23 protein-coding genes and 3 pseudogenes are annotated in these 26,313 nt (G+C 68.3%); 11 read left to right on the top strand and 15 right to left on the bottom strand.

The genetic code is table 11. The features are described from left to right. Nucleotides 1-3 precede the first annotated feature (3 nt). The 6 genes from ACQEVG_RS14130 to ACQEVG_RS14105 all read right to left on the bottom strand — a co-directional run bounded on the left by ACQEVG_RS14130 (nucleotide 4) and on the right by ACQEVG_RS14105 (nucleotide 6,670). The gene (locus tag ACQEVG_RS14130; RefSeq protein WP_432982302.1) at nucleotides 4-873 is read right to left on the bottom strand and encodes an inositol monophosphatase family protein; all 870 of its coding nucleotides are present in this window, start codon (nucleotides 871-873) and stop codon (nucleotides 4-6) included. Between the two features lies 1 nt (nucleotide 874). After that, a complete protein-coding gene (locus ACQEVG_RS14125; protein ID WP_432982299.1) occupies nucleotides 875-1,990 on the bottom strand; it encodes an SIR2 family NAD-dependent protein deacylase in 1,116 nt (371 codons plus the stop codon). After that, a complete protein-coding gene (locus ACQEVG_RS14120; RefSeq protein WP_432982296.1) occupies nucleotides 1,974-3,026 on the bottom strand; it encodes a Gfo/Idh/MocA family protein in 1,053 nt (350 codons plus the stop codon). The genes ACQEVG_RS14125 and ACQEVG_RS14120 overlap by 17 nt, the downstream gene beginning before the upstream one ends. Before the next feature lie 79 nt (nucleotides 3,027-3,105). Next, complete coding sequence (locus ACQEVG_RS14115) at nucleotides 3,106-4,593, bottom strand: trehalose-6-phosphate synthase (RefSeq protein WP_432982293.1); 1,488 nt, start codon at nucleotides 4,591-4,593, stop codon at nucleotides 3,106-3,108. Between the two features lie 269 nt (nucleotides 4,594-4,862). Continuing rightward, a complete protein-coding gene (locus ACQEVG_RS14110; protein WP_432982290.1) occupies nucleotides 4,863-5,915 on the bottom strand; it encodes a macro domain-containing protein in 1,053 nt (350 codons plus the stop codon). Between the two features lie 332 nt (nucleotides 5,916-6,247). After that, nucleotides 6,248-6,670 (bottom strand): secondary thiamine-phosphate synthase enzyme YjbQ, encoded by a 423-nt coding sequence (locus ACQEVG_RS14105; protein WP_432982287.1) that lies wholly within the window; start codon nucleotides 6,668-6,670, stop codon nucleotides 6,248-6,250. A 92-nt stretch (nucleotides 6,671-6,762) separates the two neighbouring features. Here ACQEVG_RS14105 and ACQEVG_RS14100 point away from each other — a divergent pair, with 92 nt between their 5' ends. From ACQEVG_RS14100 to ACQEVG_RS14085, 4 genes and pseudogenes are all read left to right on the top strand, one after another. Next, entirely contained in the window at nucleotides 6,763-6,846 is an 84-nt protein-coding gene (locus tag ACQEVG_RS14100) for a putative leader peptide (RefSeq protein ID WP_356832488.1), read from the top strand. A 125-nt stretch (nucleotides 6,847-6,971) separates the two neighbouring features. Then, a pseudogene (locus tag ACQEVG_RS14095) lies at nucleotides 6,972-7,304 on the top strand (ABC transporter permease); the annotation flags it as partial. A 20-nt stretch (nucleotides 7,305-7,324) separates the two neighbouring features. Next, nucleotides 7,325-7,588, top strand: a pseudogene (locus ACQEVG_RS14090) (ATP-binding cassette domain-containing protein); the annotation flags it as partial. An 8-nt stretch (nucleotides 7,589-7,596) separates the two neighbouring features. Next, nucleotides 7,597-7,902 (top strand): annotated as a pseudogene (locus ACQEVG_RS14085) (ABC transporter substrate-binding protein); the annotation flags it as partial. A 6-nt stretch (nucleotides 7,903-7,908) separates the two neighbouring features. Here ACQEVG_RS14085 and ACQEVG_RS14080 read toward each other — a convergent pair. Beyond that, entirely contained in the window at nucleotides 7,909-8,814 is a 906-nt protein-coding gene (locus tag ACQEVG_RS14080; protein WP_432982284.1) for a LysR family transcriptional regulator, read from the bottom strand. Between the two features lie 73 nt (nucleotides 8,815-8,887). On the opposite strand from ACQEVG_RS14080, the gene ACQEVG_RS14075 reads away from it, so the two are divergent. The 4 genes from ACQEVG_RS14075 to ACQEVG_RS14060 all read left to right on the top strand — a co-directional run bounded on the left by ACQEVG_RS14075 (nucleotide 8,888) and on the right by ACQEVG_RS14060 (nucleotide 14,262). Further along, on the top strand, nucleotides 8,888-10,051 hold the full coding sequence (locus tag ACQEVG_RS14075; RefSeq protein ID WP_432982281.1) for an NAD(P)/FAD-dependent oxidoreductase: 1,164 nt from the start codon (nucleotides 8,888-8,890) through the stop codon (nucleotides 10,049-10,051). 32 nt (nucleotides 10,052-10,083) lie between these two features. Continuing rightward, complete coding sequence (gene hglS / locus ACQEVG_RS14070; protein WP_432982278.1) at nucleotides 10,084-11,424, top strand: 2-oxoadipate dioxygenase/decarboxylase; 1,341 nt, start codon at nucleotides 10,084-10,086, stop codon at nucleotides 11,422-11,424. Then, nucleotides 11,421-12,959: an L-piperidine-6-carboxylate dehydrogenase gene (gene amaB / locus ACQEVG_RS14065; protein ID WP_432982275.1), complete on the top strand. Its 1,539-nt coding sequence runs from the start codon at nucleotides 11,421-11,423 to the stop codon at nucleotides 12,957-12,959. The genes hglS and amaB overlap by 4 nt, the downstream gene beginning before the upstream one ends. 130 nt (nucleotides 12,960-13,089) lie before the next feature. After that, nucleotides 13,090-14,262 (top strand): NAD(P)-binding domain-containing protein, encoded by a 1,173-nt coding sequence (locus tag ACQEVG_RS14060; protein WP_432982272.1) that lies wholly within the window; start codon nucleotides 13,090-13,092, stop codon nucleotides 14,260-14,262. A 6-nt stretch (nucleotides 14,263-14,268) separates the two neighbouring features. On the opposite strand, the gene mltG is transcribed toward ACQEVG_RS14060, so the two are convergent. The 3 genes from mltG to ACQEVG_RS14045 all read right to left on the bottom strand — a co-directional run bounded on the left by mltG (nucleotide 14,269) and on the right by ACQEVG_RS14045 (nucleotide 17,638). After that, a complete protein-coding gene (mltG, locus tag ACQEVG_RS14055) occupies nucleotides 14,269-15,105 on the bottom strand; it encodes an endolytic transglycosylase MltG (RefSeq protein WP_432982269.1) in 837 nt (278 codons plus the stop codon). An 88-nt stretch (nucleotides 15,106-15,193) separates the two neighbouring features. After that, nucleotides 15,194-15,787 carry a hypothetical protein gene (locus ACQEVG_RS14050; protein WP_432982266.1) on the bottom strand — a complete coding sequence of 198 codons (594 nt, stop codon included), beginning with the start codon at nucleotides 15,785-15,787 and terminating at the stop codon, nucleotides 15,194-15,196. Nucleotides 15,788-15,826: 39 nt separating this feature from the next. Next, a complete protein-coding gene (locus ACQEVG_RS14045; RefSeq protein ID WP_432982263.1) occupies nucleotides 15,827-17,638 on the bottom strand; it encodes an ABC transporter ATP-binding protein in 1,812 nt (603 codons plus the stop codon). A 111-nt stretch (nucleotides 17,639-17,749) separates the two neighbouring features. Between ACQEVG_RS14045 and ACQEVG_RS14040 the strand changes: the two genes are divergently transcribed. Both ACQEVG_RS14040 and ACQEVG_RS14035 read left to right on the top strand, forming a co-directional pair. After that, nucleotides 17,750-18,211 carry a MarR family winged helix-turn-helix transcriptional regulator gene (locus ACQEVG_RS14040; RefSeq protein WP_360870827.1) on the top strand — a complete coding sequence of 154 codons (462 nt, stop codon included), beginning with the start codon at nucleotides 17,750-17,752 and terminating at the stop codon, nucleotides 18,209-18,211. A gap of 22 nt (nucleotides 18,212-18,233) precedes the next feature. Further along, the gene (locus ACQEVG_RS14035) at nucleotides 18,234-21,170 is read left to right on the top strand and encodes an FAD-binding and (Fe-S)-binding domain-containing protein (protein WP_432982259.1); all 2,937 of its coding nucleotides are present in this window, start codon (nucleotides 18,234-18,236) and stop codon (nucleotides 21,168-21,170) included. Here ACQEVG_RS14035 and ACQEVG_RS14030 read toward each other — a convergent pair. From ACQEVG_RS14030 to ACQEVG_RS14020, 3 genes are all read right to left on the bottom strand, one after another. Further along, the gene (locus ACQEVG_RS14030; RefSeq protein ID WP_432982256.1) at nucleotides 21,167-21,436 is read right to left on the bottom strand and encodes a hypothetical protein; all 270 of its coding nucleotides are present in this window, start codon (nucleotides 21,434-21,436) and stop codon (nucleotides 21,167-21,169) included. The genes ACQEVG_RS14035 and ACQEVG_RS14030 overlap by 4 nt on opposite strands. Before the next feature lie 159 nt (nucleotides 21,437-21,595). Next, nucleotides 21,596-22,651 (bottom strand): asparaginase, encoded by a 1,056-nt coding sequence (locus tag ACQEVG_RS14025; protein ID WP_432982253.1) that lies wholly within the window; start codon nucleotides 22,649-22,651, stop codon nucleotides 21,596-21,598. 3 nt (nucleotides 22,652-22,654) lie between these two features. Beyond that, entirely contained in the window at nucleotides 22,655-22,906 is a 252-nt protein-coding gene (locus tag ACQEVG_RS14020; protein ID WP_432982250.1) for a hypothetical protein, read from the bottom strand. 162 nt (nucleotides 22,907-23,068) lie between these two features. Here ACQEVG_RS14020 and ACQEVG_RS14015 point away from each other — a divergent pair, with 162 nt between their 5' ends. Next, complete coding sequence (locus tag ACQEVG_RS14015; protein WP_432982247.1) at nucleotides 23,069-24,010, top strand: LysR substrate-binding domain-containing protein; 942 nt, start codon at nucleotides 23,069-23,071, stop codon at nucleotides 24,008-24,010. Between the two features lie 133 nt (nucleotides 24,011-24,143). Here ACQEVG_RS14015 and ACQEVG_RS14010 read toward each other — a convergent pair whose 3' ends face one another. Beyond that, nucleotides 24,144-25,067, bottom strand: coding sequence for a glutamate ABC transporter substrate-binding protein (locus ACQEVG_RS14010; RefSeq protein WP_432982244.1), 924 nt, complete (start codon nucleotides 25,065-25,067; stop codon nucleotides 24,144-24,146). Nucleotides 25,068-25,451: 384 nt separating this feature from the next. After that, on the bottom strand, nucleotides 25,452-26,249 hold the full coding sequence (locus ACQEVG_RS14005; RefSeq protein ID WP_432982241.1) for a hypothetical protein: 798 nt from the start codon (nucleotides 26,247-26,249) through the stop codon (nucleotides 25,452-25,454). Nucleotides 26,250-26,313: the final 64 nt, after the last annotated feature.

The raw sequence follows: 26,313 nt of genomic DNA, 5'->3' as shown, positions 1-26,313 counted from the left end.
AAATCACCCATCAGTCGGAAGTGGGACTGCTTCCAGCAGGCGCAGATCGCCGATGACGGCGGCCGGAAGCTCGGGGGCTTCTGTCATCAGAAGCTCAATAGGAAACGGTACCAAAGGGTGCCCGCTGAGGTCGGCCACCGAAATCCCTGATGCCAGCGCGATACACATACCCGGTGCACCGTCCCAGATCTTCTGGTGTTCCCTCAAAAAAAGCTGGAACGGTGCGATGCCGGGGATGGCTACACAGGTACGCAAGATATCCAACGTCTGTGACCGTGTATGCGTCTCCACGGTGCACCCCAACGTGCGCAGCGCGTTTTCCCATGGGCGTCCGACGGTTCCGCTCGAGCGAGTGGCTGAGACAATACCCATGGTGTTCTTCTCGGGGGAACGAGCCGGAACTCCGTTCACCGTGACCGCGGCACCCGGCTCGTCCACGCGCACAACCACAGGCGTTCGGTCCGGTCCGAGCTCTGGTGCCACAATGAGTGCGGCCGTCGGCCGGAGGTCCTCCAGCACGCAGACGGCGGCGCAGAACTCGGTCGCGTCCGGCTTCAAGAACTCCCGCGTGCCATCGATCGGATCCACGACCCATACCCGGCCCCGCAGATCCGGCCACGAGGACGGATCCACCTCGCATGCGGTCTTTTCCTCCGCGATGATGGCATCCCGGCGCCGATTTCCGCCGCCGGCCGTCACACGGCCGACGATGAAATCCTGGACGGCTAGGTCGGCTTCAGTCAGTAGGGTCCCGTCCTCCTTGTAGTCCCACGCCACTGATTGCAGACGACGCCGATATCGGCCCAGGAGCGACAACAGCCCTGTCTCAAGATCGTCGAAAACCGCGGAAACGTTGGCGTCGGGCCCAGTCATGTCAACCGTCCCCTTCTTCCTTGCCGGCGCGAGCCGCCTCCTCCGCCTGATTGATGATGCGAAGCAGTCCCCGCAAGGTCATTCCGTCGGCCGCCAGAGGTTCCACAGGGATGTCGATCGAACGCTTCGCCTTGATTCTCACGGCCAACCGGACGGCCGCACTCACGTCGAAATCTGGAAACAGAGAGACAACGGACGCGTCAAGTGCCCCGCGTTCCTCCACGCGACCACCGAGTCCCACAATGATGTCACGCAGCCAGACGGGGATCCGGAACCGCTCGATCACATCGTCCAGGAACTGTAGGAGCGCAGCGGTCTTGTCCACGTGTCCGGCGCGGTGGGGGCCTTCCAGGTCGAACACCCTCAGCCGATAGCGCTGCTCAAGAAACCGTTTTTCAGGGAGTTCCATGCCGAACCCCACGAAGTACCGGTTCGGAACATCTTCATTGAGACTCAGTCGGGAGTGATGCAGGACATTGAGCACATCCCAGTCGCCCAACGAATAGCCAAGGAAAAGCACCGGATGGCGAGCGAACAACTCATGCAGCCCTTTGGCAACATGACTGTACGTCGTTGCGAACGAGAGGTAGTCCTCTTCGGATATGACCAGCAGATCACGACACCTGTCCACGCATCCGTGAACTTTCAGCACCCAGGGCTCGACAGGCTGCTCCGGGATGTAGAGCCACTGCGACTGTTCGCTCAGCGAGAGAATTCGTGGATCGGTACCGGTACCGTCCCGAATGGCGCGTTCCAAGAGCGTGTCGTAGTTACTGGTGGCGAACAGCTTCACGGGCAGTTCAGCAATCTTTCGGTGCAACGCACCGGGACGCCCGGCTCTCCCCACTGATTCCGCCAGCATCTCGTTGAATGTACGATTTCCCAGCACTTGACGGCAGCAGTCCGCCACGCGCAGCGCACTGTAGTCGTTCCGGAGCTGAGCTCTGGACTTCATCGTGCGCTGTAACTCCGGCCAGGAGGGGAGACCGGAGGGGATGGAGACGCCTGCGCCTGCGAAGACTATGCACTTGCCATGCTCCAGTTCGGCAGCAAGCACGGAGAGATCGGGGTCGTCCCTGTAGAGCAGATCAACGCTCGAACTACTGGTCGGCGCCACTGATACGCACCTCCTCCAAGACCCTAGCCGTCCAAGCGGCAACCGACATGCTGTCGTGGAACGCCGCCTTCCGATCTTTGAGGATCGCGTTGAGCCAGAGTTGCTGGGCGGCGATGGGCGAGGGTGGCAATATCGAGTAGCCGGGTTGCAGTTGGGTGTCGGAGTTGAGCGAAGAGTCGGGCCGTACGGTAACGGCCCCGGCCGGGCTCAGCGTGGCGGTGCCTCGACGTCCTGCCACGACGCACAGTTCCTCGGACGGGAACTGGTTCCAACCGAGCTCAACACTGCACAGGAAAGGCGGATCAGCCTGATCACCGTGCGGGTCTCGTGCTTCCAGCAACAGGAGACAGGACTTCTCGAAGGCGGCACTCGACTTGTGCACGGCCTTCAACCTGCACGAGCCGAACAGGTCATGGATCACGGCCAGAGCGTAGGGTCCGAGGTCGCCGGCACATCCCGATCCTCCCGCGTACTCGGGGCGCAGCACCGAGTCGGTCTTGCCGTCGTCCTCCCCGAAGAAGTTGCGTATGTCCTGGTGGTAGTCCTCGGGACCGGGCACGCTCACCCTGATCCGGAAGAACGCCAACCGCCCCAGTGCGCGCTTCGTAATAATCTTCTTCAGCTGTCCCACGCCGGGCAGATGCCCGATCAGCGGAAGTGCCAGGATGTTGCGTCGGGACTCTTCGGTCGCTTTCACCAGCTCTTCCGCCTCGGCGGCGCTCAGCGCCACGGGTTTCTGCAGGAGGACATGCTTTCCGGCACGTATGGCGGCAAGGGCCGACTCGGTGTGGGCGGAAGGCCAACTGGCAACGATGATGGCGTCCACAGTCGGGTCGGCGAGGATTTCCCTCGATGAGGCGATCCTGGCACTGGTCAGACGGTACCGCTCGCGCAGCAGATTCGATCGATTCTCATCGAGGTCACACAAAGAGACAACTTCGGCCGGCGCTCCCGATGGATCGGATGCCTGAATTCCGGGCAGGTGCGCGAAGGCGGATATCCCGCCACACCCGATGATCCCGATGCGAACTGTCATTTCACCTCCTCGAGCCCCCTCGATGCGAATATTTGCCAAACTTACAGCATGCGAGGGGTGTGCATTACTGGTTGCTGGATTACTCGATGCCCGACCACGCGCCGTTGGGGATCGCCTGCAACTGCTCCTCTATCCATATGCGCGGGTCCCGGCCAAGTGTTCGACGTTTGATCTCGGCGCTGCGGATGCTCCGGCTCTGGGCAGGCATGCGATAAGCCTGCGCAATGGACTCGGCAGTCTGCCGTATGTCGAACGGGTTTACGGTGAGGGTCAGGTCGCCGATCTCCTCATGGATGCCCGCATTCTCCGAGAGGATCACCACCGGATCATTCCGGGAGATGATCGCGCCTTCCTTGGCGACGATGTTCAGCCCATCGAAGATCGGATTTATCAGAAACGCGTCCGCCACGCTGAGAAGGGCTAAGGCAAGTGCCCGGTCGGGCGCCATGGGGTCGTCTGCGATGAACAGACGCACGGGGCCGTCGTTCGCATTGCCACACTGCGCCTCATTGATCCGGTCCGCAATCCGACGGCAATCACGAAGGTAGTCCAGGTAATCGTCGCGCCATGCCCGAGTCGGAGTGAGTACTGCGGGGAACCAGACTTTCCGTGCGTCCTCGGGATTGGCTCGCAGGAACTCTTCGATGGCCAGCAGTCCGCGCAACGGGTTCTTCCACAAGTCCGCCCTGTCCACGCGGCCCAGCGTCCATCGTCCGGCTGCCATCCGGCGCAGTTCGTCCTGCCAGGTTCGAAAGGCCCGAGTCCGGGTGCCCAGCAGAACGTCTTCCGCATCGACCGCGGCCGGCGAGGTGATGACCCGCGTCTCGCGGCCTTGCCCGGGGGAGCGCACGCCGTCCGGCTGTACATCGACGCCTGGGAGGAATCGCTCACAGCAGGCGAGGAAGGCGTCTGCCCACCGCTTGCTGTGGAATCCCACGACGTCGTACTCAAGCATCGCCTGCAGCATTTCGGTGCGTACCGCGACAGGGAGCGCGCCGAAGACGTCCGGTTGACACCAGCACACGTGATGAAAGTAGAGCAGCGGAGGCAGACCTCCGGGCTTGGTCCTGCGCAGCTCCTGCGCGAGGAGCAGGAGGTGGTAGTCCTGTACGAGTACCGGACTCTGTTCCGAAAATGCGGCTACCGTCTGAGCGAATCTGGCATTGACGTCCCGAAACGAGTTCCAGGAGGTCAGCAGCCCCGCAGTCCAGTTCGGCTCACAGCTCAGCCGGAACAGATAGTGGAACAGCATGGCGAGCTGGCCGACGGACACAGTCTCGTAGTGCTGTTTGTGCTGATCGGCAGGAAGGTTGATCGGCAGCATTCTGACATTGTCTGCAACCCCTGAGCATAATTTCCCTGAAGGGTGTTCGAATGCTATTCGCCTGTCGCCTTCCGTGCGTGCCGCGAAAATCCACCGTCCGCCGATTTCCTTGAGTCCGGGAAAGACCACGGGGACAAGTCCGTTCGGTCCGGTCGCCGTGAAGTCGCTGTCACCGTTACCGGCGGCCTTCTCGAAAGCGATCGGTCCACGATTCGAGCACACGGTTACCCCTGGCCGCTCCATTTCAGTCCCCCCGATTGACTGAGGTACGTCCACCGAGTCCAATCGTCCCCCGCGTCGCCAGTGTTGTCCAGAGCGCAGTACGCCCAGGTTCACGGTGTCTCAATAGCTCATTTGCACTCCCTTGCGGGTCGAAGCGCCCGGACGTCGTTGCGAAATCTTCCGTGGTGCTGCCGTGCGCCTCGACTGATCATTCAGCCGTACATGTGTCCAATGATCTTTCAGGGAGGTGCTTCCTGTGGAGCCGCAGTTCGGCTTGGAGCCGTCGCCAGTTATCCGGTGGCTGGATTCCTCGAATTCACGTGCGGATCCAAGGCTGCTCGGCAGGCTGCGACCTGCACGTCCGTGTACGCGAGCAGATAGACGGCCCGCACCCCGGAGTCGGGATGGGCTCGGAAATAGTCCACGACCGCCTCCGCCAGCGCTTCGGCCGTCTTCTTCGGATCACTGTTGCCGTCCCCCGTTCCGAGCAGAGGAAGTACGACGGACCGAAGATCCTCACCCGCGTTGTTCAACCGCTCGATTGCGATGAGCACGTTGCGTACGCATCGTCCGAGGTCCATGACCTGCCGGAAGCCCGAGGCCGGTTCACCTTCCACCGCAGCGACATGCGCGATCCGCCGCACCTGATGGCTGTCTGTCAGTTCCCCTGCTCCGGTTACCAGCACCTGACCTGCCGCTACCTGGTGCTGACCGTTCATGCACTCGGCCAGTTCCAGAGCGATGGTGTCGTGGACCAGGTGGCCCAGGGCGTTCCGTCGGCCACCGTGATAGCGGATGGTTGCCGAGATCGTGTGCTCGGTCACCCGGGACATTTCCATGCGGGTGTTCTCCGGGTTCACCCACAGATCCGTCCCGAGCACATTGGCCAGGTCTCCGGTGATCATTCCCAGGCGGTGCCTGCGGTCGGCCGGCAAGGAGAACTCGTACCGGGTGGTCCGGGTCAGCGGTACGGCGGTTTGTGCCGGCATTGCTCCGGCCGTCAACTGCCTGCGGAGCCGGGCGTTCTCCCGGACCGCGGCTTTGAGTTCCCCCGCGAGCTGGTCACGCGAACGTGTTCTCGCCAGCCATGTGAAGGACGCGGCCATGAAGAAGGCGGCGAACCCCGCCGCCCCTCCGAGCCCGAACCCCATCGACCGCCCCTCCGAGAACGAATCCGGAAAGGTGGAGAAGAGAAACAACGCGCCTGCCAGGGAGTACAACAGTATGGAGGGCAGTTGCAGCGCGTGCTGTCGGTCGGCTCGCTCCGGGCCGGAGGCCCAGATCTGCAGCGCAACACCGGCCCCGATCAGCACTGCGGTCACACCAAGCAAGAGCGAACTCACGGCCTGCCCCTCCCCTGGCACCCTCCGAAGCCTCAGCGTAGGCGCTGCCTCGTTTGCGTGGGGACAAACCGGCATGTTCTTCGGGCGCCCGCATTGACGACCCCTGGCCCCCTCTCCTCGCAGAGCCAAGTGCCCAACTTCGGCAGGTCATCGGATCGGTGGCGCCCAACACCTCCCAGTCGTCGGCCCAGCCGATGATGTGGCCCCGGACGGCGGCGGCAAGCATGTCCTCCCACTGACGCGCCGGGGACGACGTAGCGGGCTTCATCCGCGACAGCCGCCGCACGCCGAGCAGGCACAGGCCGGAGCCGTCGAAGGGCGTTGGATCACGGTCAGCCCAGAAAGCTCAGTCGAACTTGGCGGTTGACGTTATCGATATTTGTGTCCACCAGGCAGACCGACTGCCAGGTGCCGAGCTCAAGACGGCCGCCGATGACCGGCAGGGTGGCGTGCGGCGGGACGAGGGCGGGTAGGACGTGGTCCCTGCCGTGGCCCGGGCTGCCGTGGCGGTGCTGCCAGCGGTCGTCGGCCGGGAGCATTGTGTGCAGGGTGGCGAGCAGATCGTCGTCGCTGCCCGCGCCGGTCTCGATCACGGCGATGCCGGCAGTCGCGTGCGGGACGAAGATGTTGAGCAGGCCGTCCCTGCCGCCCGCGGTGTCCCTGAGGAACTGTTCGCAGGCCTGTGTCAGATCGGTCACCGTCTCGGTGGCGCCGGTGGTGACGGTCAGGGTCATGGTGGTGAATGGTCCGGGCATGGGTCCATCTTCTCGTTCATTCCGCAAGATCGCGCGTCCGAGGTACGAGACGCCATTGACCCGATCCGGAACGGGTCGCTACGTTCTGCCGCATGTTGCGTACAGCTCTGCTCACCACGCGCGGTCATATCGACCTGCTGCGGGTGGCCTCCGCCGCGTGTTGTCGCGGCTGCTGACGCCCTTTCACGCGCTTTCCACGCGCCCGCTGCCTCCTTCTGCCTCACCTCGCTGAACCCGTTCCGCGGACGTCGTCACGCCGTGCACGGGCGCTGAGGCACATCCCCCCGCCTGTGGAGCCTCCATGACCGTCGGCCATGCCCCGCCGGATATATCGCCAATTTCCCAGTACCTTCCCTCGCCCGAGCTGGAGCCGGTCACCCCGCTCTCCGCCCCCGGCCGCCGCCGTCTCGCCGTACCGCGCTGGCTGCGCCGCACCGTGGGCCCGCTGCTGCTGCTCGCCCTGTGGCACGTGCTGAGCGCGACCGGCGTGCTGCACCGGGACACGCTTGCTTCCCCCGGCACCATCGCCCGCGCCGCCGGGGATCTCATCGCCGACGGCACCCTTCCCGCGGCCATGGGCATCTCGCTCCAACGCGTCGCCGTCGGGCTGCTGCTGGGCGGAGTCATCGGCAGTCTCGAAAGGCTGTTGCTGCAATGGCGACCGACGTTCACCGGAAAGTAAGTCGCGAGGCGGCCGTACGGGTCGAGGGGCTGACCCGCGCCTTCGACGGCCGGCCCGTCATCGGCGACCTCGAACTGACCCTTCGCCCGGGCGAGTTCACTGCGCTGCTGGGCCGCAGCGGCTGCGGCAAGTCGACACTCCTTCGCGTACTGGCCGGGCTCGACCGGGAGATCCAGGGCACCGTTCTCGTACCCAGACGGCGTGCCGTCGCGTTCCAGGCGCCGAGGATGATGCCTACGTGCAACGGCTGCGGCGGGCGCAGGACTGGGTGTTCAAGCACCCCAAGAAGTGGGCGAAGGTCTGGGCGAAGGCCACCGGACTGCCGTACGAGGTCGCCCTGGACGCGGTGAAGCGTACGTACGGCAAGCGGGTGCCGGTGGCGTTGGACAAGCCCGCGATCGCCTCCGAGCAGACGATCGCCGACACCTTCGCCGCCCTGAAGCTCATTCCGCGCCCCTTCGTCTTCGCCGACTACGTGGACACACGCTTCAACAAGGCGCTGCCGCCCTCCACTTCCGCGCCGCGCAGCTATGGAAAGGGGTCTTCCTGACGTCGTTCAGGAACTCGCCGTCGGCGCCTGCCGCAGCGCCTCGATCAGCACCTCCACCGACGGGCGCCCGCGCGAGGCCGCGCGTACCGCCACCACCACATGGCGTTCGACCACGTCGTCGAGCGGCACGGCCACGATCCCCTCGGAACGCAGCCGCAGCATCAGCCCGGTCAGCGGTGCCACTCCGAGTCCCGCTCCGACCATGGCCAGCGAGGTCGCGGTGTCGGTCACCTCGTGGGCGACCCGCGGTTCGAATCCGGCCCGGCGGCAGGCCGTGCGTACGGCACGGCCGTAGTACGTGTGCGGCGCCGGCAGGATCCAGTCCCGCTCGGCCAGTCCGGTCAGCCGCCAGGACGTCCCGGCGGGCGGTGCCCCGGCCGTCGGCACGGCCACCGCGAAGCGCTCGGAGTGGAGCCGTACCAGATCGGCGGCGGCGTCCCGGGCGAGCGGGGCGTCGGGGTAGTCGAGACCGAGCGCCAGGTCGACCCGCCCGGCGGATACCTCGGCATGGGCCTGGTCGACATCCACCTCCTGGCTCACCACGCGCACACCCGGGTGGTGCTCGCCGAGCCATCGCAGCGCGGGCGGCAGGAACGCCGCGGCCGCCGTACCGAACACCCCGAGCCGCAGCCGTGCCGCGATCTCCGTGCGGGTGCGCTCGATCGCGGCCGCCGCCTCGGCCTGGGCCCGCAGGATGCGCCCCGCGTGCACGACGAGGGTGTGCCCGGCGTCGGTGAGCTCGACCCGGCGTCCCACCCGCCTGATCAGCTGGGCGCCCGCCGTGCGCTCCAGCTGGGCGAGCTGCTGGGAGATCGCGCCGGGGGTGTAGCCGAGCGCCGCGGCGGCGGCCGTCATGGTGCCGCAGCGGGCGAGTTCGACCAGCGCGCGCAGATGCGCTCCACCCAGTTCCATAGAGAGGATCTAAAAGATCGACTGCTGAAACTGTCAATGGACGCGAAGAGTCGGACGCGTCCACCATGCAGTCATGGGTCACAGCGCTGAGGACGCCGCAGAGGTCGTCATCATCGGCGGTGGCGTCGTGGGAGCCAGCATCGCCTTCCATCTCGCCGAAGCCGGGGTACGCGACGTCCTGGTCCTGGAGCGCGACGAACCCGCCTCCGGATCGTCGGGCAAGCCGATCGGCGGGATCCGCGCCCAGTTCTCGGACCCGCTCAACATCGAACTGGGACAGCGCAGTCTGCAGGCCTGGCGGGCGTTCACCACCCGCCCCGGGGCCGATATCGGCATCGCGAGCGTCGGCTATCTGTTCCTCCTCGGCACCGAGGCGGAGGTGGCGACGTTCCAGCAGGCCGTCGGCGTGCAGAACGAGCTCGGCGTCCGCAGCAGGATCCTCACCCCCCGCGAGGCGCACAAGCTGTGCCCCTATGTGGATCCGCACTCCATCGCCGCCGCTGCCCACTCCCCCGACGACGGCTATGCGCTGCCGAAGGCGGCCGTGCACGGCTATCTGCGCGGGGCCGGGCGTCTCGGCGCGAGAATCCGTACGCACTGCACCGTCACCGGCATCGATGTCGACGGCACCCGGGTGCGGGCGGTGCGTACGACATCGGGCTCGGTGCGCACCTCTACGGTGGTCTGCGCCGCCGGTCCCTGGTCCGCGGCGGTCGGTGCGATGGCCGGCGTGGAGCTGCCCGTCACCCCGCTGCGCCGCCAGATCGCGCTGACCGGCCCACTGACCCCCGCGCCGCCGCGGATCCCCTTCACCCTCGACTTCGACTCGACGCTCTATTTCCACAACGACAGCGCGGGCGGTCTGGTCCTCGGCCTGTCCGACCCGCGCCAGGAGCCGGGGTTCGGGCGGGAGTTCAGCCGGGAGTGGCTGGAGCCGTTCCGCGAGGCGGCGCGCAGGAGGGCCCCGGCGCTCGCCGGTCTGGAGGCGAGGAGCGGCTGGGCGGGGCTGTACGAGATGACTCCGGACCGCAATGCGCTGATCGGCCGCTCGGGCGACGTCGACGGCTTCCTGTATGCCACCGGATTCTCCGGGCACGGATTTCTGCAGGCGCCCGCGGTCGGCGAGATCGTCCGCGATCTGTACCTCGACACGACGCCCGTCATCGATGTCGGACCCCTGTCGGCGGCCCGTTTCCAGGGCCGAGCGACCGTCCGCCCCGAGGCGCACATCATCTGAGCCCCGCACGATCGAACCGGAAGGAGGACGGAATGCTCCCCACCTGGCGACTGCGGGCCGCGTTCGCCCGTCGGCTCTCGGACATGTACGGGGCGGAAGTCCCCGCGTACACCACGCTTCTGGAGGTGTCGGCGCAGGTCAACGACGTGGTGGTCGGCAAGGACGGCGACGCGGGACGGCTCGGCGGCATCGAGCGGGTCACCGCGGAGCGGCACGGCGCCATCCGCCTCGGCACACCGCGCGAGATGCGCCAGGCCGCCCAGATCTTCGCGGCGCTCGGCATGCAGCCGGTGGGCTTCTACGATCTGCGCGAGGCCGCGGCGAGCTCCGTGCCGGTCGTGTCCACCGCGTTCCGGCCCATCGACGCCGAGGAGCTGGAGCGCAACCCCTTCCGGGTCTTCACCTCCATGCTCACCACCGCCGACCGTCGGTTCTTCGACGCCGGCCTGGAGGCCCGCCTCGAGTCGTTCCTGGGCCGGCGCGAGCTCTTCCCGCCCGAGCTGCTGGAGCTGGCCGCGCGCGCCGAGCGGGAGCAGGGGCTCGACGAGCCGTCCGCGGAGCGCTTCCTCGCCCTGGCGGTGGCCGCCTTCGAGCTGTCCCCCGAGCCGGTCGACCGCGCCTGGTACGCCGAGCTGGAGCGGATCTCGGCCGTCGCCGCCGATATCGGTGGGGTGCGCAGCACTCATATCAACCACCTCACACCGCGGGTGCTCGACATCGACGAGCTCTACCGGCGCATGGGCGAGCGCGGCATCACGATGATCGACCGGATCCAAGGGCCACCGCGCTGGGACGGGCCCGATGTGCTGCTGCGCCAGACCTCGTTCCGCGCACTGGCCGAACCACGCCGCTTCCGCGAGCCGGACGGCAGCGTCGTCGAAGGCTCTCTGCGGGTGCGCTTCGGCGAGGTCGAGGCACGCGGCATCGCGCTCACCCGCGCGGGCCGTGCCCGCTACGACGAACTGATCGGCGAACCCGCCGAGGTGTGGGCCGAGCGCTTCCCGCGCACCGAACGCGAACTCGCCGTCCAGGAGCAGGCGTTCTTCCGCTATGAACCGGCCGACGACGGTCCACGGGACGGCCGCACCCCGCCACAGGATCTCGCAGGCCTCATCGACGGGCGCTGGCTGAACGCCAACCCCATCGTCTACGAGGACTTTCTGCCCCGGTCGGCCGCGGGGATCTTCCAGTCGAACCTCACCGACGAAGGCACCAGGGACACCACCGCCCGGGGCGCCCACTACGACCAGCAGTGGCTCTCCGGCGTACTGGAGCGCCCCGTACACGACCCCTTCGATCTCTATGCCGCTCAGCAGGACAGCTCACTTCAGCAGGCCCGCCGGGCCATCGGACTCCCCAAGGACACGCCGTGACCAGCAACAGCACCACGCTCCCCGACACTGATTCGCTGCGCGCCCGGGCCAGGGAGAGCCTGCTCGGCTGCGGCGCGGGGCTGCCCGCACAGGGCGGCGATGTCATCGCCCGTACGCCGTTGACCGGCGACACTCTCTTCACCCTGCCCGCCACGTCCGACGAACAGGCGGACGCGGCGATCGCGGCGGCGGACGCGGCGTTCCGGCAGTGGCGCCCGGTCCCGGCGCCGCAGCGCGGGGCGCTGGTCAAGCGTCTTGGCGAGCTGCTGACCGAGCACAAGGAGCAGCTCGCCGACCTGGTCACCATCGAGGTGGGCAAGATCCGCTCCGAGGCACTGGGCGAAGTACAGGAAATGATCGACATCTGCGAGTTCGCGGTCGGGCTCTCGCGGCAGCTGTACGGACGGACCATGGCCTCCGAGCGCCCCGGCCACCGGCTCTCGGAGAACTGGCACCCGCTGGGCGTGGTCGGCGTGATCTCCGCCTTCAACTTCCCGGTCGCCGTCTGGTCGTGGAACACCGCGATCGCGCTGGTCTGCGGTGACACGGTCGTCTGGAAGCCCTCGGAGCTCACCCCGTTGACCGCTCTGGCCTGTGCCGCGCTGCTCGCCCGCGCGGCCGCCGACACCGGTGCACCCGACGGAGTGCACCGGCTGCTGCTGGGCGCCCGCGAAACGGGCGAGCGACTGGTCGACGACGAGCGCGTGGCGCTGGTGAGCGCGACGGGATCGGTACGGATGGGGCGCGAGGTCGCCCCGCGGGTGGCCGCCCGCTTCGGCCGCTGTCTGCTCGAACTGGGAGGAAACAACGCGGCGATCGTCACCCGCTCCGCCGATCTCGACCTCGCCGTGCGCGGGATCGTCTTCTCCGCGGCGGGCACCGCCGGCCAGCGCTGCACCAGTCTGCGCCGGTTGATCGTGCACGAGGACGTGGCGGACCAGCTGGTGGAGAAGATCGTCCACGCATACGGCCAGCTGCCGCTCGGCGACCCGTTCGACGGGGCCACCCTGGTGGGCCCGCTGATCTCGGCGAGCGCGCACCGGGGCATGACCGAGGCGCTGACGGCGGCCGAGGCCGACGGCGGAAAGATCCTCACCGGCGGCGAGCGGAAGCTGGCGGAGCAGGCGCCCGAGGCTGTGTACGTACGGCCCGCGGTGGTGCGGATGCCGGCGCAGACGGACATCGTCCGCCGGGAGACCTTCGCCCCGATCCTCTATGTGCTGACCTACCGGACCCTGGAGGAGGCTGTCGCGCTGCAGAACGGGGTTCCGCAGGGCCTGTCCTCCAGCATCTTCACGCAGGACCAGCGGGAGGCGGAGCGCTTCCTGGCCGCCGACGGCTCGGACTGCGGCATCGCGAACGTCAACATCGGCACCTCGGGTGCCGAGATCGGCGGGGCGTTCGGTGGCGAGAAGGAGACCGGTGGCGGTCGCGAGTCGGGCTCGGACGCCTGGAAGGCGTATATGCGCCGGGCGACGAACACTGTGAACTACTCGGACAGTCTGCCGTTGGCGCAGGGAGTGAACTTCCTCTGAGGCCCCCTTCCTCCGAACCCTCCGAACCCTCCGGATGGGCGCGACCCCTCGGGTGGGCGCGATCCCTCCGCGTGGGCGCGGTCCCTCCGGGGGCGGGAAGATCCACGAACCCCTCACGGTTGGTAGAAACGTGAACAACTTCGGGGTCCGAGACGTGGACGTGGTCGTCATCGGCGCCGGACAGGCTGGGCTGTCCGGCGCCTACCATCTGCGGCGTGCCGGACTGGTGCCGGACCGCGACTTCGTGGTCCTCGACCACGCCCCGCGGCCGGGCGGCGCCTGGCAGTTCCGCTGGCCCTCACTCACGTACGGCAAGGTGCACGGCATGCACGCGCTGCCGGGCATGGAACTCACCGGCGCGGACGGCACCCGGGCCTCGTCCGAGGTGATCCGCGAGTACTTCACGGCGTACGAGGAGCGCTTCGATCTGCGCGTCCACCGGCCCGTCGACGTCCGCGCGGTGCGCGAGGGCGAGGGCGGGCAGCTGCTCGTCGAGACCTCGGCCGGGAACTGGTCGGCGTGGGCCCTGATCAACGCGACCGGCACCTGGGACCGCCCGTTCTGGCCGCGCTATCCCGGTCAGGAGGCCTTCGGCGGGCGCCAGCTGCACACCGTGAACTACCCGGGGCCCGAGGAGTTCGCCGGACAACGGGTGATCGTGGTGGGCGGCGGGGCCTCCGGGACCCAGCATCTGATGGAGATCGCCGAGGTGGCGGCGGACACCACCTGGGTGACGCGACGGCCGCCCGTCTTCCGCGAGGGGCAGTTCGACGAGGACGCGGGGCGGGAGGCGGTGGCCATGGTCGAGGATCGGGTACGCCGTGGACTGCCGCCGCTGAGCGTGGTCTCGGTGACCGGGCTGCCCCTCAACGACGCCGTGCGGCGCGCCCGCGCGTCGGGCGTTCTGGACCGGCTGCCGATGTTCGACCGGATCACGCCGACGGGCGTGGCCTGGGACGGCGGGCGGACCGTGGAGGCGGATGTGATCCTCTGGGCGACCGGCTTCCGCGCGGCGATCGACCATCTCACGCCGCTGAGGCTGCGTGAGCCGGGCGGCGGCATCCAGATCGACGGGACCCGCGCCGTACGGGACGCCCGTGTCCATCTCGTGGGTTACGGGCCTTCGGCCTCGACGATCGGCGCCAACCGGGCCGGGCGGGCGGCCGCCCGCGAGATCACACGGCTGCTGGGGGCACCGGGGCGGCCGGAAGTGCCGAAGCCGTCCGAACTGCCGGAGCACTCCGAGCCGCCGGAGCCGCCGGAACTGCCGGAGCTCCCGGAGCCCGCGCCGGCTCTGGCCTGAGGCCGGTCAGCCGCTGCTGCCCTTGCGCTCGGCGTTGAACTCGTCCACGTTGCGCTGATGCTCCCGATAGCTGGCGGTGAAGCGGGTGTCCCCCGGCGCCACGGTGACGAAGTAGAGCCAGTTCCCCGGTGTCGGGCTGACGGCCGCGTGCAGCGCCTGCTCCCCCGGGTTGTCGATGGGGGTCGGCGGCAGGCCCAGGCGCTGATAACTGTTGTACGGGCTGTCGATCTTGGTGTCGGCGGCCGTGGTGTCCAGCGTGCTGCGGTTCAGCGCGTAGTTCAGCGTCGAGTCCATCTGCAGCGGCATCCCCTTCGCGATCCGGTTGTGGATGACCCGGGCGACCTTCCCCATGTCCTGGGGCGTGTCGGCCTCGGCCTGCACGATGCTCGCGATGTTCACCGTCTGATAGGCCGTCATCCTGCTGCGCTGCGCGCCACCTGTGAGGCGATCGGACCCCAACCGCGTGTTGGCGGTGTTGACCATATAGCTGAGCAGGCTCGTCGGCGTGGTCTTGGCGTCGATGGGATACGTGGCCGGGAAGAGGTACCCCTCGGGGTTGCCCTTGGCTTCGGCGGGCAGCCCCAGCTTCGCTGTGCCGGCGGCCTTCGCGGTGGTGCCGGGCGGCTGGTCGAGGGCCTTGTCGACGGCAGCGTATACCTGTGAGGCGCGCCAGCCCTCGGGGACGAGCAGCGTCCGCTTCCCCTGGGCGGCCTGCTTCAGCAGCAGCGGCACCAGCACCGCGGCGCCCAGCGCAACGATCGCGCCCAGGGTCAGGACCAGCCGGCCGCGGCGGCTCAGCCGGAGCCTGCGGCCGGGCGCCGCCGACGGTGGTTCGTTCCTCATACGGGCACGCTAACCCGTGGCGCGCACCGTTCCCGACACCCGGCCCGGCGCGACCCGGCCCCGCAGCCCCCGGCCGTACGACCGTCCCCTACGGCGCGAAAGGCGCTAGCGCGGCGAACTCCGGCACGACCTGGACCGCTCCGGCGAGCGCGTCGAGGGTGCGCCGCACCCGGCTCAGCGGATGGTCGGGGAACTGCGCGTCCCACTGGACGTGGTCGGCGGCATGGAAGGGCAGACCGCCCTGAACATCGGGTGCGTAAGGGTGGGGCCGGAAGTACTTGTCATGGCCGACCTGGGTCATCACCATGGCCTCCCGCATCCCCGTCATGCCGCGCTCGGGCGCCTGGATCTTGACCACGGTGCTGCAGTTCGCACGCGGCACGGTGAAACTGCCGATGAACGCCTGGCCGCTGGGCTGTCCCGGCAGCGGCAGTTTCAGTATCTGCTTCAGCGCCGGCAGCTGTCCCAGCGACTTGACCGAGGCCTCGATCAGGCCGCCGCCCGCGTCGGCGGTCAGCCGGGTGAGCGCGGCACGCAGCGCGGGACCGTCGTCGAGCGAGGCGGGCAGGTCCGGCGGCAGCCCGAAGAAGTGGAGCGACAGCACATCGCCCTCGTCATTGGCCCATACGTCGTGGTCGACGGGCCGGTACCCGGGCAGTTCAACGCCAAGAAGAGCTCTCATGCGCGGTGATCATGCCGTACCCGTAAGGACGCCGGTCCGTCAGGGGGCAACAGCAGGAGCCAACTGCGCGTCCCTGCGGACCAGTTCGGCATAGCGGCCGTCCCGGTCGAGCAGTTCCTCGTGACTGCCGCGCTCGGCTATGCGCCCCGCGTCCAGGACCACGATCTGGTCGGCGTCCCGGACCGTGGAGAGCCGGTGGGCGATGGTCATGGTGGTCCGGCCCGCCGAGAGCGCGTCGATGGCCTGCTGCACCGCGTACTCGGTGCGGGTGTCCAGCGCGCTGGTCGCCTCGTCGAGGATGAGGACGGGCGGGTCGCGCAGAATCGTCCTGGCGATGGCGAGGCGCTGCTTCTCACCGCCGGAGAACCGGTAGCCACGCTCGCCGACCAGGGTGTCGTAGCCGTCGGGCAGGGACGCGATGTGGTCGTGGATCTGGGCGGCGCGCGCCGCCGCCTCAATTTCCGCGTCGGTCGCGTCCGGTTTCGCGAAGCGCAGATTCTCCGCGACCGAGGCATGGAAGAGATATGTCTCCTGGGAGACGACGCCCACGGCGCGGGCGAGGGTCTCGAAGTCGAGCTCGCGTACGTCGACTCCGTCGAGTGTGACTCTGCCGCCCGTGACGTCGTACAGCCTGGGCACCAGATAGCTGAGCGTGGACTTGCCGGAGCCGGTGGGCCCGACGACGGCGAGGCTGCCGCCCGCCGGCACGGTCACCTCGATTCTGTCGAGGGTCGGCCGCGTCTGTTTGTCCTCGTAGCTGAAATCGACGTCCTCGAACCGGACCTCGCCGCGGATCTTCTCCAGCCGGACCGGCTTCTCGGGTTCGGTGATGTCCACCGGCAGGTCGAGATACTCGAAGATCCGCTGGAAGAGCGCGAGCGAGGTCTGCATCTGCACTCCGGTGGAGAGCAGGCTCACGGCCGGGCGGAACAGGCCCTGCTGGAGCGAGACGAAGGCGACGAGCGTGCCGATCGATATCGCGGGTCCGCCGGACTGGAGCGCGAGGCCCGCGGCCCAGTAGATCAGGGCGGGCATGGCGGCCATGACGATGCCGATGGTCGACATCCGCCACCGCCCGGCCATGCTGGAGCGCACTTCGAGGTCGACGAGCCGCTCGGACTCCTCGGCGAAGGACTTGGTGAGCGAGTCCGCCCGGCCCATGGTGCGGCCGAGCAGGATGCCGCTGACGGAGAGCGACTCGGTGACCGTGGCGGCCATGGCAGCCATCTGCTTCTGGCGGTGCGTGGTGATCTTCTTGCGCTCGCGGCCGACCCGCCGGCTGATCCAGACGAATACCGGCAGCAGGAGCAGCGAGACGGCGGTGAGCCGCCAGTCCAGCGCGAGCATCGCGACGACGGTGGCGACCACGGCCGTGAGGTTGGAGACCAGGGAGGTCGCCGTGGAGGTGACGGTCGCCTGCATGCCGCCGATGTCGTTGGCGATGCGCGACTGGACCTCTCCGGTGCGGGTCCTGGTGAAGAAGGCGAGCGGCATGCGCTGCAACTGGGCGTAGACCGCGGTGCGCAGGTCGTGCATGACGCGCTGGCCGACGGTGGTCGAGATCAGCGTCTGGAGCACGCCGAAGACGCTGGTCATCACCGCCGTGAGGATCATGCCGAGGGCGAGCAGGCTGAGGAGCCCGGTGCGGCCCTGCGGGATCGCGGTGTCGAGGATCTCGCGCAGCAGGAACGGCGAGGCGACCGAGACGAGCGACGCGGCGCCGACGAGCAGGCCGACGACGGCGAGGCGGCCGCGGTAGGGACGGAAGAGCCGGAGGATGCGCCGCACCTGGGCGGGCGGCTGCTCCGGGTCCTTGGCCGGGGGTGTCCAGGTGATCGGTTCGGGGTGCATGGGCTCCTTCGGTGGGTCGCGGGCGACGATGGGTCGCGCAGCAAAGATTTTAAGAGCATAGCTCACTGTTACCTATACTCACAATGAATCCGGTCCTGATATTGTTCCGGTATGGAGCCAGGATCCCTCACCGCACCCGACGCCGACGGCCTGCTGGCCGAGCAGCTGCTGCGGCTGACCCGACGGCTCCACCGCAGCCAGAAGCGGCAGCTGGAGTCGGCCGACATCGCGATCACCCCCGCGCAGTCCCGTCTGCTGCGCACCCTCGCGCACTACGACCAGCCGCCGCGCATGGCCGATCTCGCGGCCCGCCTGGAGGTGGTCCCCCGCGCCGTGACCAGCCTCGTCGACGGCCTGGAGGCGAGTGGCTGCGTCCGCCGCGCGCCCGACCCGACCAACCGCAGGGTCATCCGGATCGAGCTGACCGACACCGGCCGCGCCACGCTCAGAGCACTGCGCAGCGCGCGCCGCGCAGCCGCAGAGGACATCCTGGCTCCATTGACCGCCGACCAGCGCGAGGTGCTCGGCGGGCTGCTGTCCACCCTGGTCGATGGGCCGGGACCACGCTGCTGACGCCGCCGAGGGGGCTCGCGAGATGCCGCTGTTTGAGCCGAAGCCGGAAGCCCTCCGCCCGGACCGTCCGCGGACGGCGTCGCCCGACCGGGTCCCCGAGCGTCGGGCCCCGGGCACGCCTCAGCCGCTGCGCGGCGAGCTGATCGCCCTCCTCGGCGCGGACAAGGTGTACTGGAAGATCTCCGACCTCGTGCGGTACGCGTCGGACGCCAGCCCCTACCGCTTCGTCCCCCAGGTCGTGGTGGTCCCCGAAGACATCGACGACGTCTCGGCCGTCCTCTCCTACGCACACGGCAAGGGCCGTGACGTCGTCTTTCGGGCGGCGGGGACCTCACTCAACGGCCAGGCGCAGGGCGAGGACATCCTGGTCGACGTCCGCCGCCACTGGGCCGGCATCGAGGTTCTCGACGACGGAGCGCGGGCGCGTGTCCGCCCTGGGACGACCGTCATGCGGGCGAATGCCACGCTCGCCCGCCACGGCCGGGTGCTGGGCCCCGACCCGGCCAGCGCCATCGCCTGCACCATCGGCGGGGTCGTCGCGAACAACGCCTCCGGGATGACGGCCGGGACCAGCCGTAATTCGTATCGCACCGTCTCCTCCCTCACCTTCGTGCTGCCGTCGGGCACCGTCGTCGACACCGGCGAGCCGGACGCCGACGAACAGCTCGCGCACGCCGAACCACGGCTGTGCGAGGGCCTGTTGGCCATCAAGTCGGAGATCGAGTCGGACCCGGAACTGACCGCCCGCATCCGCGCCAAGTACGAGATCAAGAACACCAATGGCTACCGGCTCGACGCCTTCCTCGACGGCGCGACGCCCGTCCAGATCCTGCGCGGTCTGATGGTGGGGTCAGAGGGCAGCTTCGGCTTCATCTCCGAGGTCGTCTTCGACACCGTTCCGCTGGACCGACTGGTCTCCACCGCGCTGCTGTTCTTCCCCAGCCTCCCCGCCGCCGCTGCCGCCGTCCCGCTCTTCAACGACGCGGGTGCCACCGCCGTCGAGCTCATGGACGGCAACACCCTGCGCGCCTCGGTCAGCGTCGAGGGTGTGCCCGCGGACTGGGCGGGGCTGCCGAAGGAGACCGCGGCGCTCCTGGTGGAGTTCCGCGCACCCGACGAGCAGAGTCGGCAGGCGTACGAAAGAGCGGCGGCCGAGGCGCTGGCCACGCTGGAACTGGTCGCTCCGGTCGCCTCGGTGACCAACGAGTTCACCAGGGACGCCGGGACCATCTCCGGCTACTGGAAGGCCCGCAAGGCGTTCGTCACGGCTGTCGGCGGTGCCCGCCCCTCCGGGACGACGCTGATCACAGAGGACTTCGCGGTACCGCCCGCCCGCCTTGCGGACGCCTGCGAGGCCCTTCTGGAGCTGCAGACCCGGCACGGCTTCGACGCCGCCGTCGCCGGGCACGCGGCGCACGGCAATCTGCACTTCCTGCTCGCCTTCGACGCCGCCCGGCAGGACGACGTCGACCGCTATGCCGCCTTCATGGACGCCTTCTGCAGGCTGACGGTGGAGCGTTTCGACGGCTCACTGAAGGCCGAGCACGCCACCGGCCGCAATATCGCGCCCTTCCTGGAACTGGAGTGGGGCCCGAAGGCGACCGAGCTGATGTGGCGTACGAAGCGGGTCATCGACCCCGACGGCGTGCTGGCTCCCCGGATCGTCCTCGACCGCGACCCCAAGGCCCATCTGCGCGGGCTGAAGACCATCCCCGAGGTCGAGCCGATCGCCGACCCCTGTATCGAGTGCGGCTTCTGCGAACCGACCTGCCCCAGCAAGGACGTGACGACGACGCCCCGTCAACGGATCGTGCTGCGCCGGGAGATGATGCGCCAGAGCGACGGATCAGCGGTACAGGACGCCCTCCTCGCGTCGTACGGCTATGACGCCGTCGACACCTGTGCGGGCGACTCGACCTGCAAGCTCGCCTGTCCCGTGGGGATCGACACCGGAGCCGTGATGAAGGACTTCCGGCACCGGCGCCACTCGCCGCGCGAGGAGCGCATCGCCGAACTCACCGCGAAGAACTTCCGCGCGGTCGAGACGTCGGCGCGGCTGGCACTCGCCGCGGCGGACCGGATCGGCGACCGGTTCCTCCAGTCCGTGACGGGCCTGGTCCGCAGGGCCGTACGGCCCGATCTGGTACCGGAGTGGCTGCCACAGATCCCCGGGGCGGCCGCCGGTGCCCTGCCCCGTACGAACCGCGTCGACGCGGCCGCCGTCTACTACCCGGCCTGTGTGAACCGCATCTTCGGCGGTCCCGACGACCGGACGGGCCCCTCCCTCCCGCAGGCCGTCGTGGTGCTGTCCGGCCGCGCGGGAAAGCCCGTATGGGTCCCGCAGGACGTGGCGGGCACCTGTTGCGCCACCATCTGGCACTCCAAGGGGTACGAAGCGGGCAACCGCCTCATGGCCAACCGCATCGTCGAGGCGGCCTGGGGCTGGACGGCGGGCGGGCGGCTGCCGCTGGTCGTGGACGCGTCGTCCTGCACGCTCGGCATCGCCCGTGAGGTGGTGCCGTATCTCACCGACGACAACAGGGAGTTGCACGCGGAGCTGACCGTCGTCGACTCCCTCGTCTGGGCAGCCGACGAACTCCTCCCCCGCCTCAACGTGCGGCGCAGAACGGGATCCGCGGTGGTCCATCCCACCTGCTCGATGCGGCACCTCGGCGACGAGGACAGGCTGACCGCGCTCGCCAGGGCGTGCGCGGACGAGGTCGTGGTCCCCGACGACGCGGGCTGCTGTGCCTTCGCGGGCGACCGCGGAATGCTCCACAAGGAGCTCACGGACTCGGCGACGGCCCGCGAGGCGGCCGAGGTAACCGCGCGCCATTTCGACGCGCATCTCAGCGCCAACCGGATGTGCGAGATCGCCATGGACCGGGCGACGGGCCGCAGCTACCACTCCGTACTGCTTGAGCTGGAGCGGGCGACCCACCGCGCCCCACGCAGCTAGCGGTGGTTTGTCGATGCCGGTCGCCCCGCCCGCTGCGGCGGCGTAGTCGACGATCTGGAGTCGACTCCCTCGCCGCCTAGGGCGTGTGGGGTGTTCTCGCGCATGAGGGCCACCTCGTCGACCGAGATGCCGACGTCCTCTCCGGTGACGAAGTGGCCGGCGAGCCGGTTGACCGCGGCTGCCCACCGCCGACCGGACGGCGGCTGTACTACGAGGAACTGATGGGAGAGGAGAGCTTCGCGTCCGATCTCCTCCCAAACTGCCACCGCGCCGGGACTCCACCATGCCCGAGCACCGAAATCGCGTCGCCCACCCGACCAGGTGACGATCAGCGACGCCTCATCACACCAACGGAAACGGCGAGGCTGGTTAGCGGTATACGCCTGTACCTTGCGCTGTGTTCTCATGGCGTCGGCCATCTGCTCCTATGCTTCAGAAGCTGGCGGTACGGCGGGAAGGTCGAGGGTCAGTGCACCGGCGGCTCTTAGACTGCCGATCATGGTCATGCCGCTCAGTAAGGGCCTGTTGGCGAATTCGGCGAGGGCGCCCCGGTCGACTCCGCACAGCGCCAGAGCCGCTGCGGCCACCGGCATCCTCGCACGGTCTGCTCCGTCGGCGATTTTCACCCCGACCGCGCGGCCATCCGGCAGGGCGGCCACTTGGACCCCTTCGAACCCGTCCTTGGCCAGCAGGCCCGGGACGGCTCGCATCAGCCGTGCGACATCCCGCCAACTCCCGGAAGCCATCTCCGGGTACTCGCGTATGGCGTCGGCGACACTGGCCTCCATGGTGCCCGGCGCCGCAGAGGCGATCCGAGCCACAGCTCGGGTGAGGCCGCGCAAGGAGACGGAGAAGAGTGGTGCTCCACACCTATCGACCGTCACCTGCGCGATAACCTCACCCGTCAGATCCTCCACCGCATCGGCGATCGACTGCTGCAGCAGATGCCCGGAGTCGAGGTAATTGTCGAGCGGCCAGCCCCGTACCTGAGCCGTCATCAGCATGGCGGCATGCATGCCGGAACCGTTCTGCGCGAGCCGGGACAAGCCGTGCCCACCACGGACCCACGCTTCACGCACCGCGGGATCGCACGGCCAGTCGGGCGTATTGCCGAGGTCGGCTTCGATCAGCCCGGCAATCGCCAAGAGGCGCAGGACGCCGACCAGATGGCGCTCCTCGCCTGAGTGACTGGCCGCAGCCAGCGCCAGCAATTCGCCATCCAGGGGCAGCCCGGCGCGCAGCAAGCCCACGACCTGGACCGGCCGGAGTGCGGAGCATGGGCAGAACGCCGCCTCGATGTCGCCGGCTTGGAACTGCACGCCGCCGTCGGCGGACAGGACGACAACCGAGCCGTAATGGACCCCCTCGATGAGGTGTCCGCGCACCACATGGGCGAGCGGGGCATGGCGGGGCTCACGAATAGCTGCCGCCTTTGCCGGCGCACGCTCCGGGTAGCCAACTTCCCCGTCGGTCTGCGCCACCCGTCAGGCCCCGAACTCGCTGTCCGCGGCTACCGCGGCGCTGGGTATGGTGTCCACCCGGCGGCGGGCCAAGAAGCAGCCGCCGACCGGGGCCGCCACGGCCGGCGGCAGGCACAGCACCGTGGTGCTGTATGCCCCCTTGTCGGCGTACATCAACAGCTGGTTTTGGGCGTCGGTGGCCCAGGGCAGTTGGTAGCGGGCTCGGGTGACCCGGCAGTCCTCGCAGTGGGTCCACAAGAGTAACGAGCAGACCATGATCAGGCTCCAGGCGCCGAGGGGTCTGGAGCCGCTGGTCGCCCGACAAGCGCGTAGGTTTCCGTAGCCACACCGCCACTGTGCCGATGCTCCTGCCATTGTTCCAGTGGATGTTTTTGAGTGTTAATCGTTAGAGAATCCGACGATCGTTTGGCGGGATGCGTGTTCGATCTCCACCGGCTCCGCCTTCTGCGGGAGCTCAAGCACCGTGGCACGCTCGCCGCGGTCGCCTCCGCGTTGTCGTACAGCCCTTCCTCGGTCTCCCAGCAGCTCTCGCTGCTGGAGTCGGAGGTTGGGGTCCCGCTCCTTGAGCCCGTGGGCCGACGCGTGCGTCTGACCCCTCAGGCTGAGATCCTGGTCGCTCACACCGAAGCCGTGCTGGAGCGGCTGGAACAAGCCGAAGCCGACATTGCCGGCTCACTGGGCGAGCTGACCGGCACCCTGCGCATCGCGTCTTTTCAAACTGCTGCGCTGGCTCTCGTCCCGCCGGCACTGATGCTGCTCCGCGGTGCCCACCCTCGCCTGCGTATCCAGGTCACCCAGATGGAGCGCGAAGGCGCGCTATCGGCTCTGCTCGCCCACGATGTCGACCTGGTCATCGATGTGGAATACCCGGGCGATCCCAGCCCCCGACCCGTCGAACTCGAGCGGGAGGTCCTCGGCCAAGACACCCTGCACCTGGTCCACCCGGACGTTACACACGCGACTAGGCCACAGGAGATGCTGCGTGTGCTGGCCAGTCACCCATGGGTCATGGAACCCGATGGCACGGCCGCCCGCCGCTGGGCGATGACCGTGTGCCGTGGCGCCGGATTCGAACCCGACGTGCGCTACGAGTCGGCCGACCTCCTTCTCCACCTGCGGCTCGTGGAACAAGGACATGCCGCCGCCCTGCTCCCAGACCTCGTATGGCTTGGCCGTCGGCCAACTATCCCCTTGCGGCCGGTGCCCTTCGGTCAGAAAACGCGCACACTGGTCACCGCTGTGCGCCGCGGCAGCAGTCGGCACCCCGCCATCCAGACCGTTCGGCAAGCTCTCGTAACGGCGGTTGACAGAGAGTCAGAGACCACACTCCGCCGCCCTCCTGGCGACCTGAGTCAGTGATCCGTCGCCGGATGGTTGAGTCCTCCTGGAAGTGATAACCAGGCGCGGCTCTCTTTCCCGGCTGCGTACGCTTGTTCATCCGTACGCAGCCGGGGTCACGCGTAGGGGGCGAGTGGGTCGGCGCCTCGCCGTGTCAGTAGTGCTCGACCACTGGCGCCCCGCCGTACTTCGAGCCGGAGAGGCCCAGCGTCGCCGCGTACGCCCTCTTGTGGTCGCCGTTCTCGTCGTGCGCCTCGAGCGCGTCCGTCACGGCTTCACGCAGCGCCTCGTCGTCCTTGTTCATGCCGATGCCGTAGGGCTCCTCGGTGAACGGGATGCCGACGACCTTCAGCTTGTCCGGGCGCTGGGCGGCGTAGCCCATGAGGATGGCGTCGTCCGTGGTGACGGCGTCGATCTTCTTGTCGAGCAGTTGCTGGACGCACTCCGTGTCCTTGTTCGTCTCCACCGTCGTGGTGTTGTAGTCGGGCTTCTGGATCTCCCGGAGGGCGGTCGAGCCCTTGACCGCGCAGACCGTCTTGCCCTCCAAGGAGTACGGTCCCCCGATCGTGCTGTCGTTCTTGCGGACCAGGAGGTCGGCGCCTGCCCTGTAGTACGGGCCGGCGAAGCCCACCTTCTTCTTGCGTTCGTCGTTGATCGTGTACGTGCCGACGTACAGGTCCACCTGGCCGCTGGAGATGGCGGCCTCACGGTTCTTCGTGTCGACCGTCTTGAACTCGATCTTGCCGGGCGAGAACCCGAGATCCGCCGCGACCATCTTGGCGATCTCGATGTCGAAGCCGGACCGCCTGCCGTCCTTCTCCTCGAAGCCGAGAAACGGCTGGTCGCTATGGGCGCCGATGACGAGCTTGCCGGCCTTACGGGCCTTGCGCAGGGTTGGGGAGTCGATCTTGACGTCCTTGGCGACCGTGTACGTGGGCAGCCGCGGGTGGGTTCCGTTCGAGCTGCTGGTGGGCTCGTCACTGGAGGCATTGCCGGACTCGCCGCTGCAGGCGGTGGCGGTGAGGGCGACCGCGAGCGCAGCGATCGCCGCGAAGGCGGCGGACTTGGAGGGCTTCATATGCAGCGTCCTTTATTTTCTCAACAGGTTGAGCAGCCTGCGCCCCGATGCCGATCCCGCCGAGCAGGGCCCGCGCCGCAGTCATGTCGATCGGTGCCTGACAGTCAGGCCCGGTCAAGCTCCTTGCCGGCGGGCCGTCGTGGAGACCGTCGCCGATGCCGGCTACCAGGGACTGGGCGCCGAGCTGTATGGCTCAGCGCAGCATGTGTTCGCTTGGGGGGTTCGATCAGTTGCCAGGCGGCGGCTGTGCCATTTCGCCGGCCTTCTGCATGGGCGGCGTTGACGACATCCCGGAGCCCTGCAACCTCGCGGATCAGACGGCTGACTTCCAGCTGGCGGCAGAGCTCCGCCTGTGAGGGCAGGGTGGGTTTCCGCCGAACCCTGTCAGGCTGTCTGACAGGGTTCGCGCGAGGAATCCTCCTTGGCATGCGGACGTGCTGTCAAAGGGGGATTCGCCGCGTGTAGCGGGAAGTTGGGGAGCGCTCCACGCCCTCGCCGCACTGGGGCAGGGGAGCCTGGATCTCCTGCACTCCAGGTGCGGAAGGTGGCCAGCCCCCACTGCTGATCGACGACCAGTTCCAAGGCGTGATCAGCAAAGGTGGGCAGCAGCCGCCGTATCCGCGCTCTCAGCGCCCGCAGTGTCATGGGAAGGCATAGCGTTCCCAGGAGCAGTCTCAGATGGTGGCAGCAGACGGGAGCCTGCGCTCTGGCGAGCACGTCGAACAGGAGGCGCTGGCTTGCGGTGCCCCTCGCATACGCGGGACGCGGCGGCGTGGGCGGGCAGCGTCTCAGGTCGGCATGGATGCGCCAGGCCAGCTCAGCGGCCGGGGCTCGCCGATCGATGACATCGAACGCCCCGGCGGCGAATGCGACGACGGCATCAAGTCCCTCGTGCCGCAACACGGCAACGGGGGCGATCAATGACGCGGCCCGGACGAGCCTGGCCATGCCGTCAACCTCTGTCGTGGGCAGATCGAGCAGCATCATCGCTGGTCTTCGTTCCAGCAGGGAGGCACAAGCCGACTCACTTCCCCACCGCACAGCTCCGCTGAGGGCAAGGCCGGCACGATCCAACCGCGGAGCCAGCGTCGAACCCCAGGGCTCATCCACCGACAGCAGGATCGGCTGCTTTTCCTGAACCGGAAGATCAGGATAAGTCCGCCGTACTGACTGCTTTTGCATCGCTTGTTCCTTTGTCGTGCTGCTTTGGGCTCGTCGCCGCTGCGGAGGCGCAGTGGGGTGTGTC

The sequence above is a fragment of the Streptomyces sp. CA-135486 genome (assembly GCF_050936555.1).
GTDB lineage: Bacteria > Actinomycetota > Actinomycetes > Streptomycetales > Streptomycetaceae > Streptomyces.
Note: the sequence above shows the minus strand (reverse complement) of the source record. Positions and strands in the feature narration are given on the sequence as shown.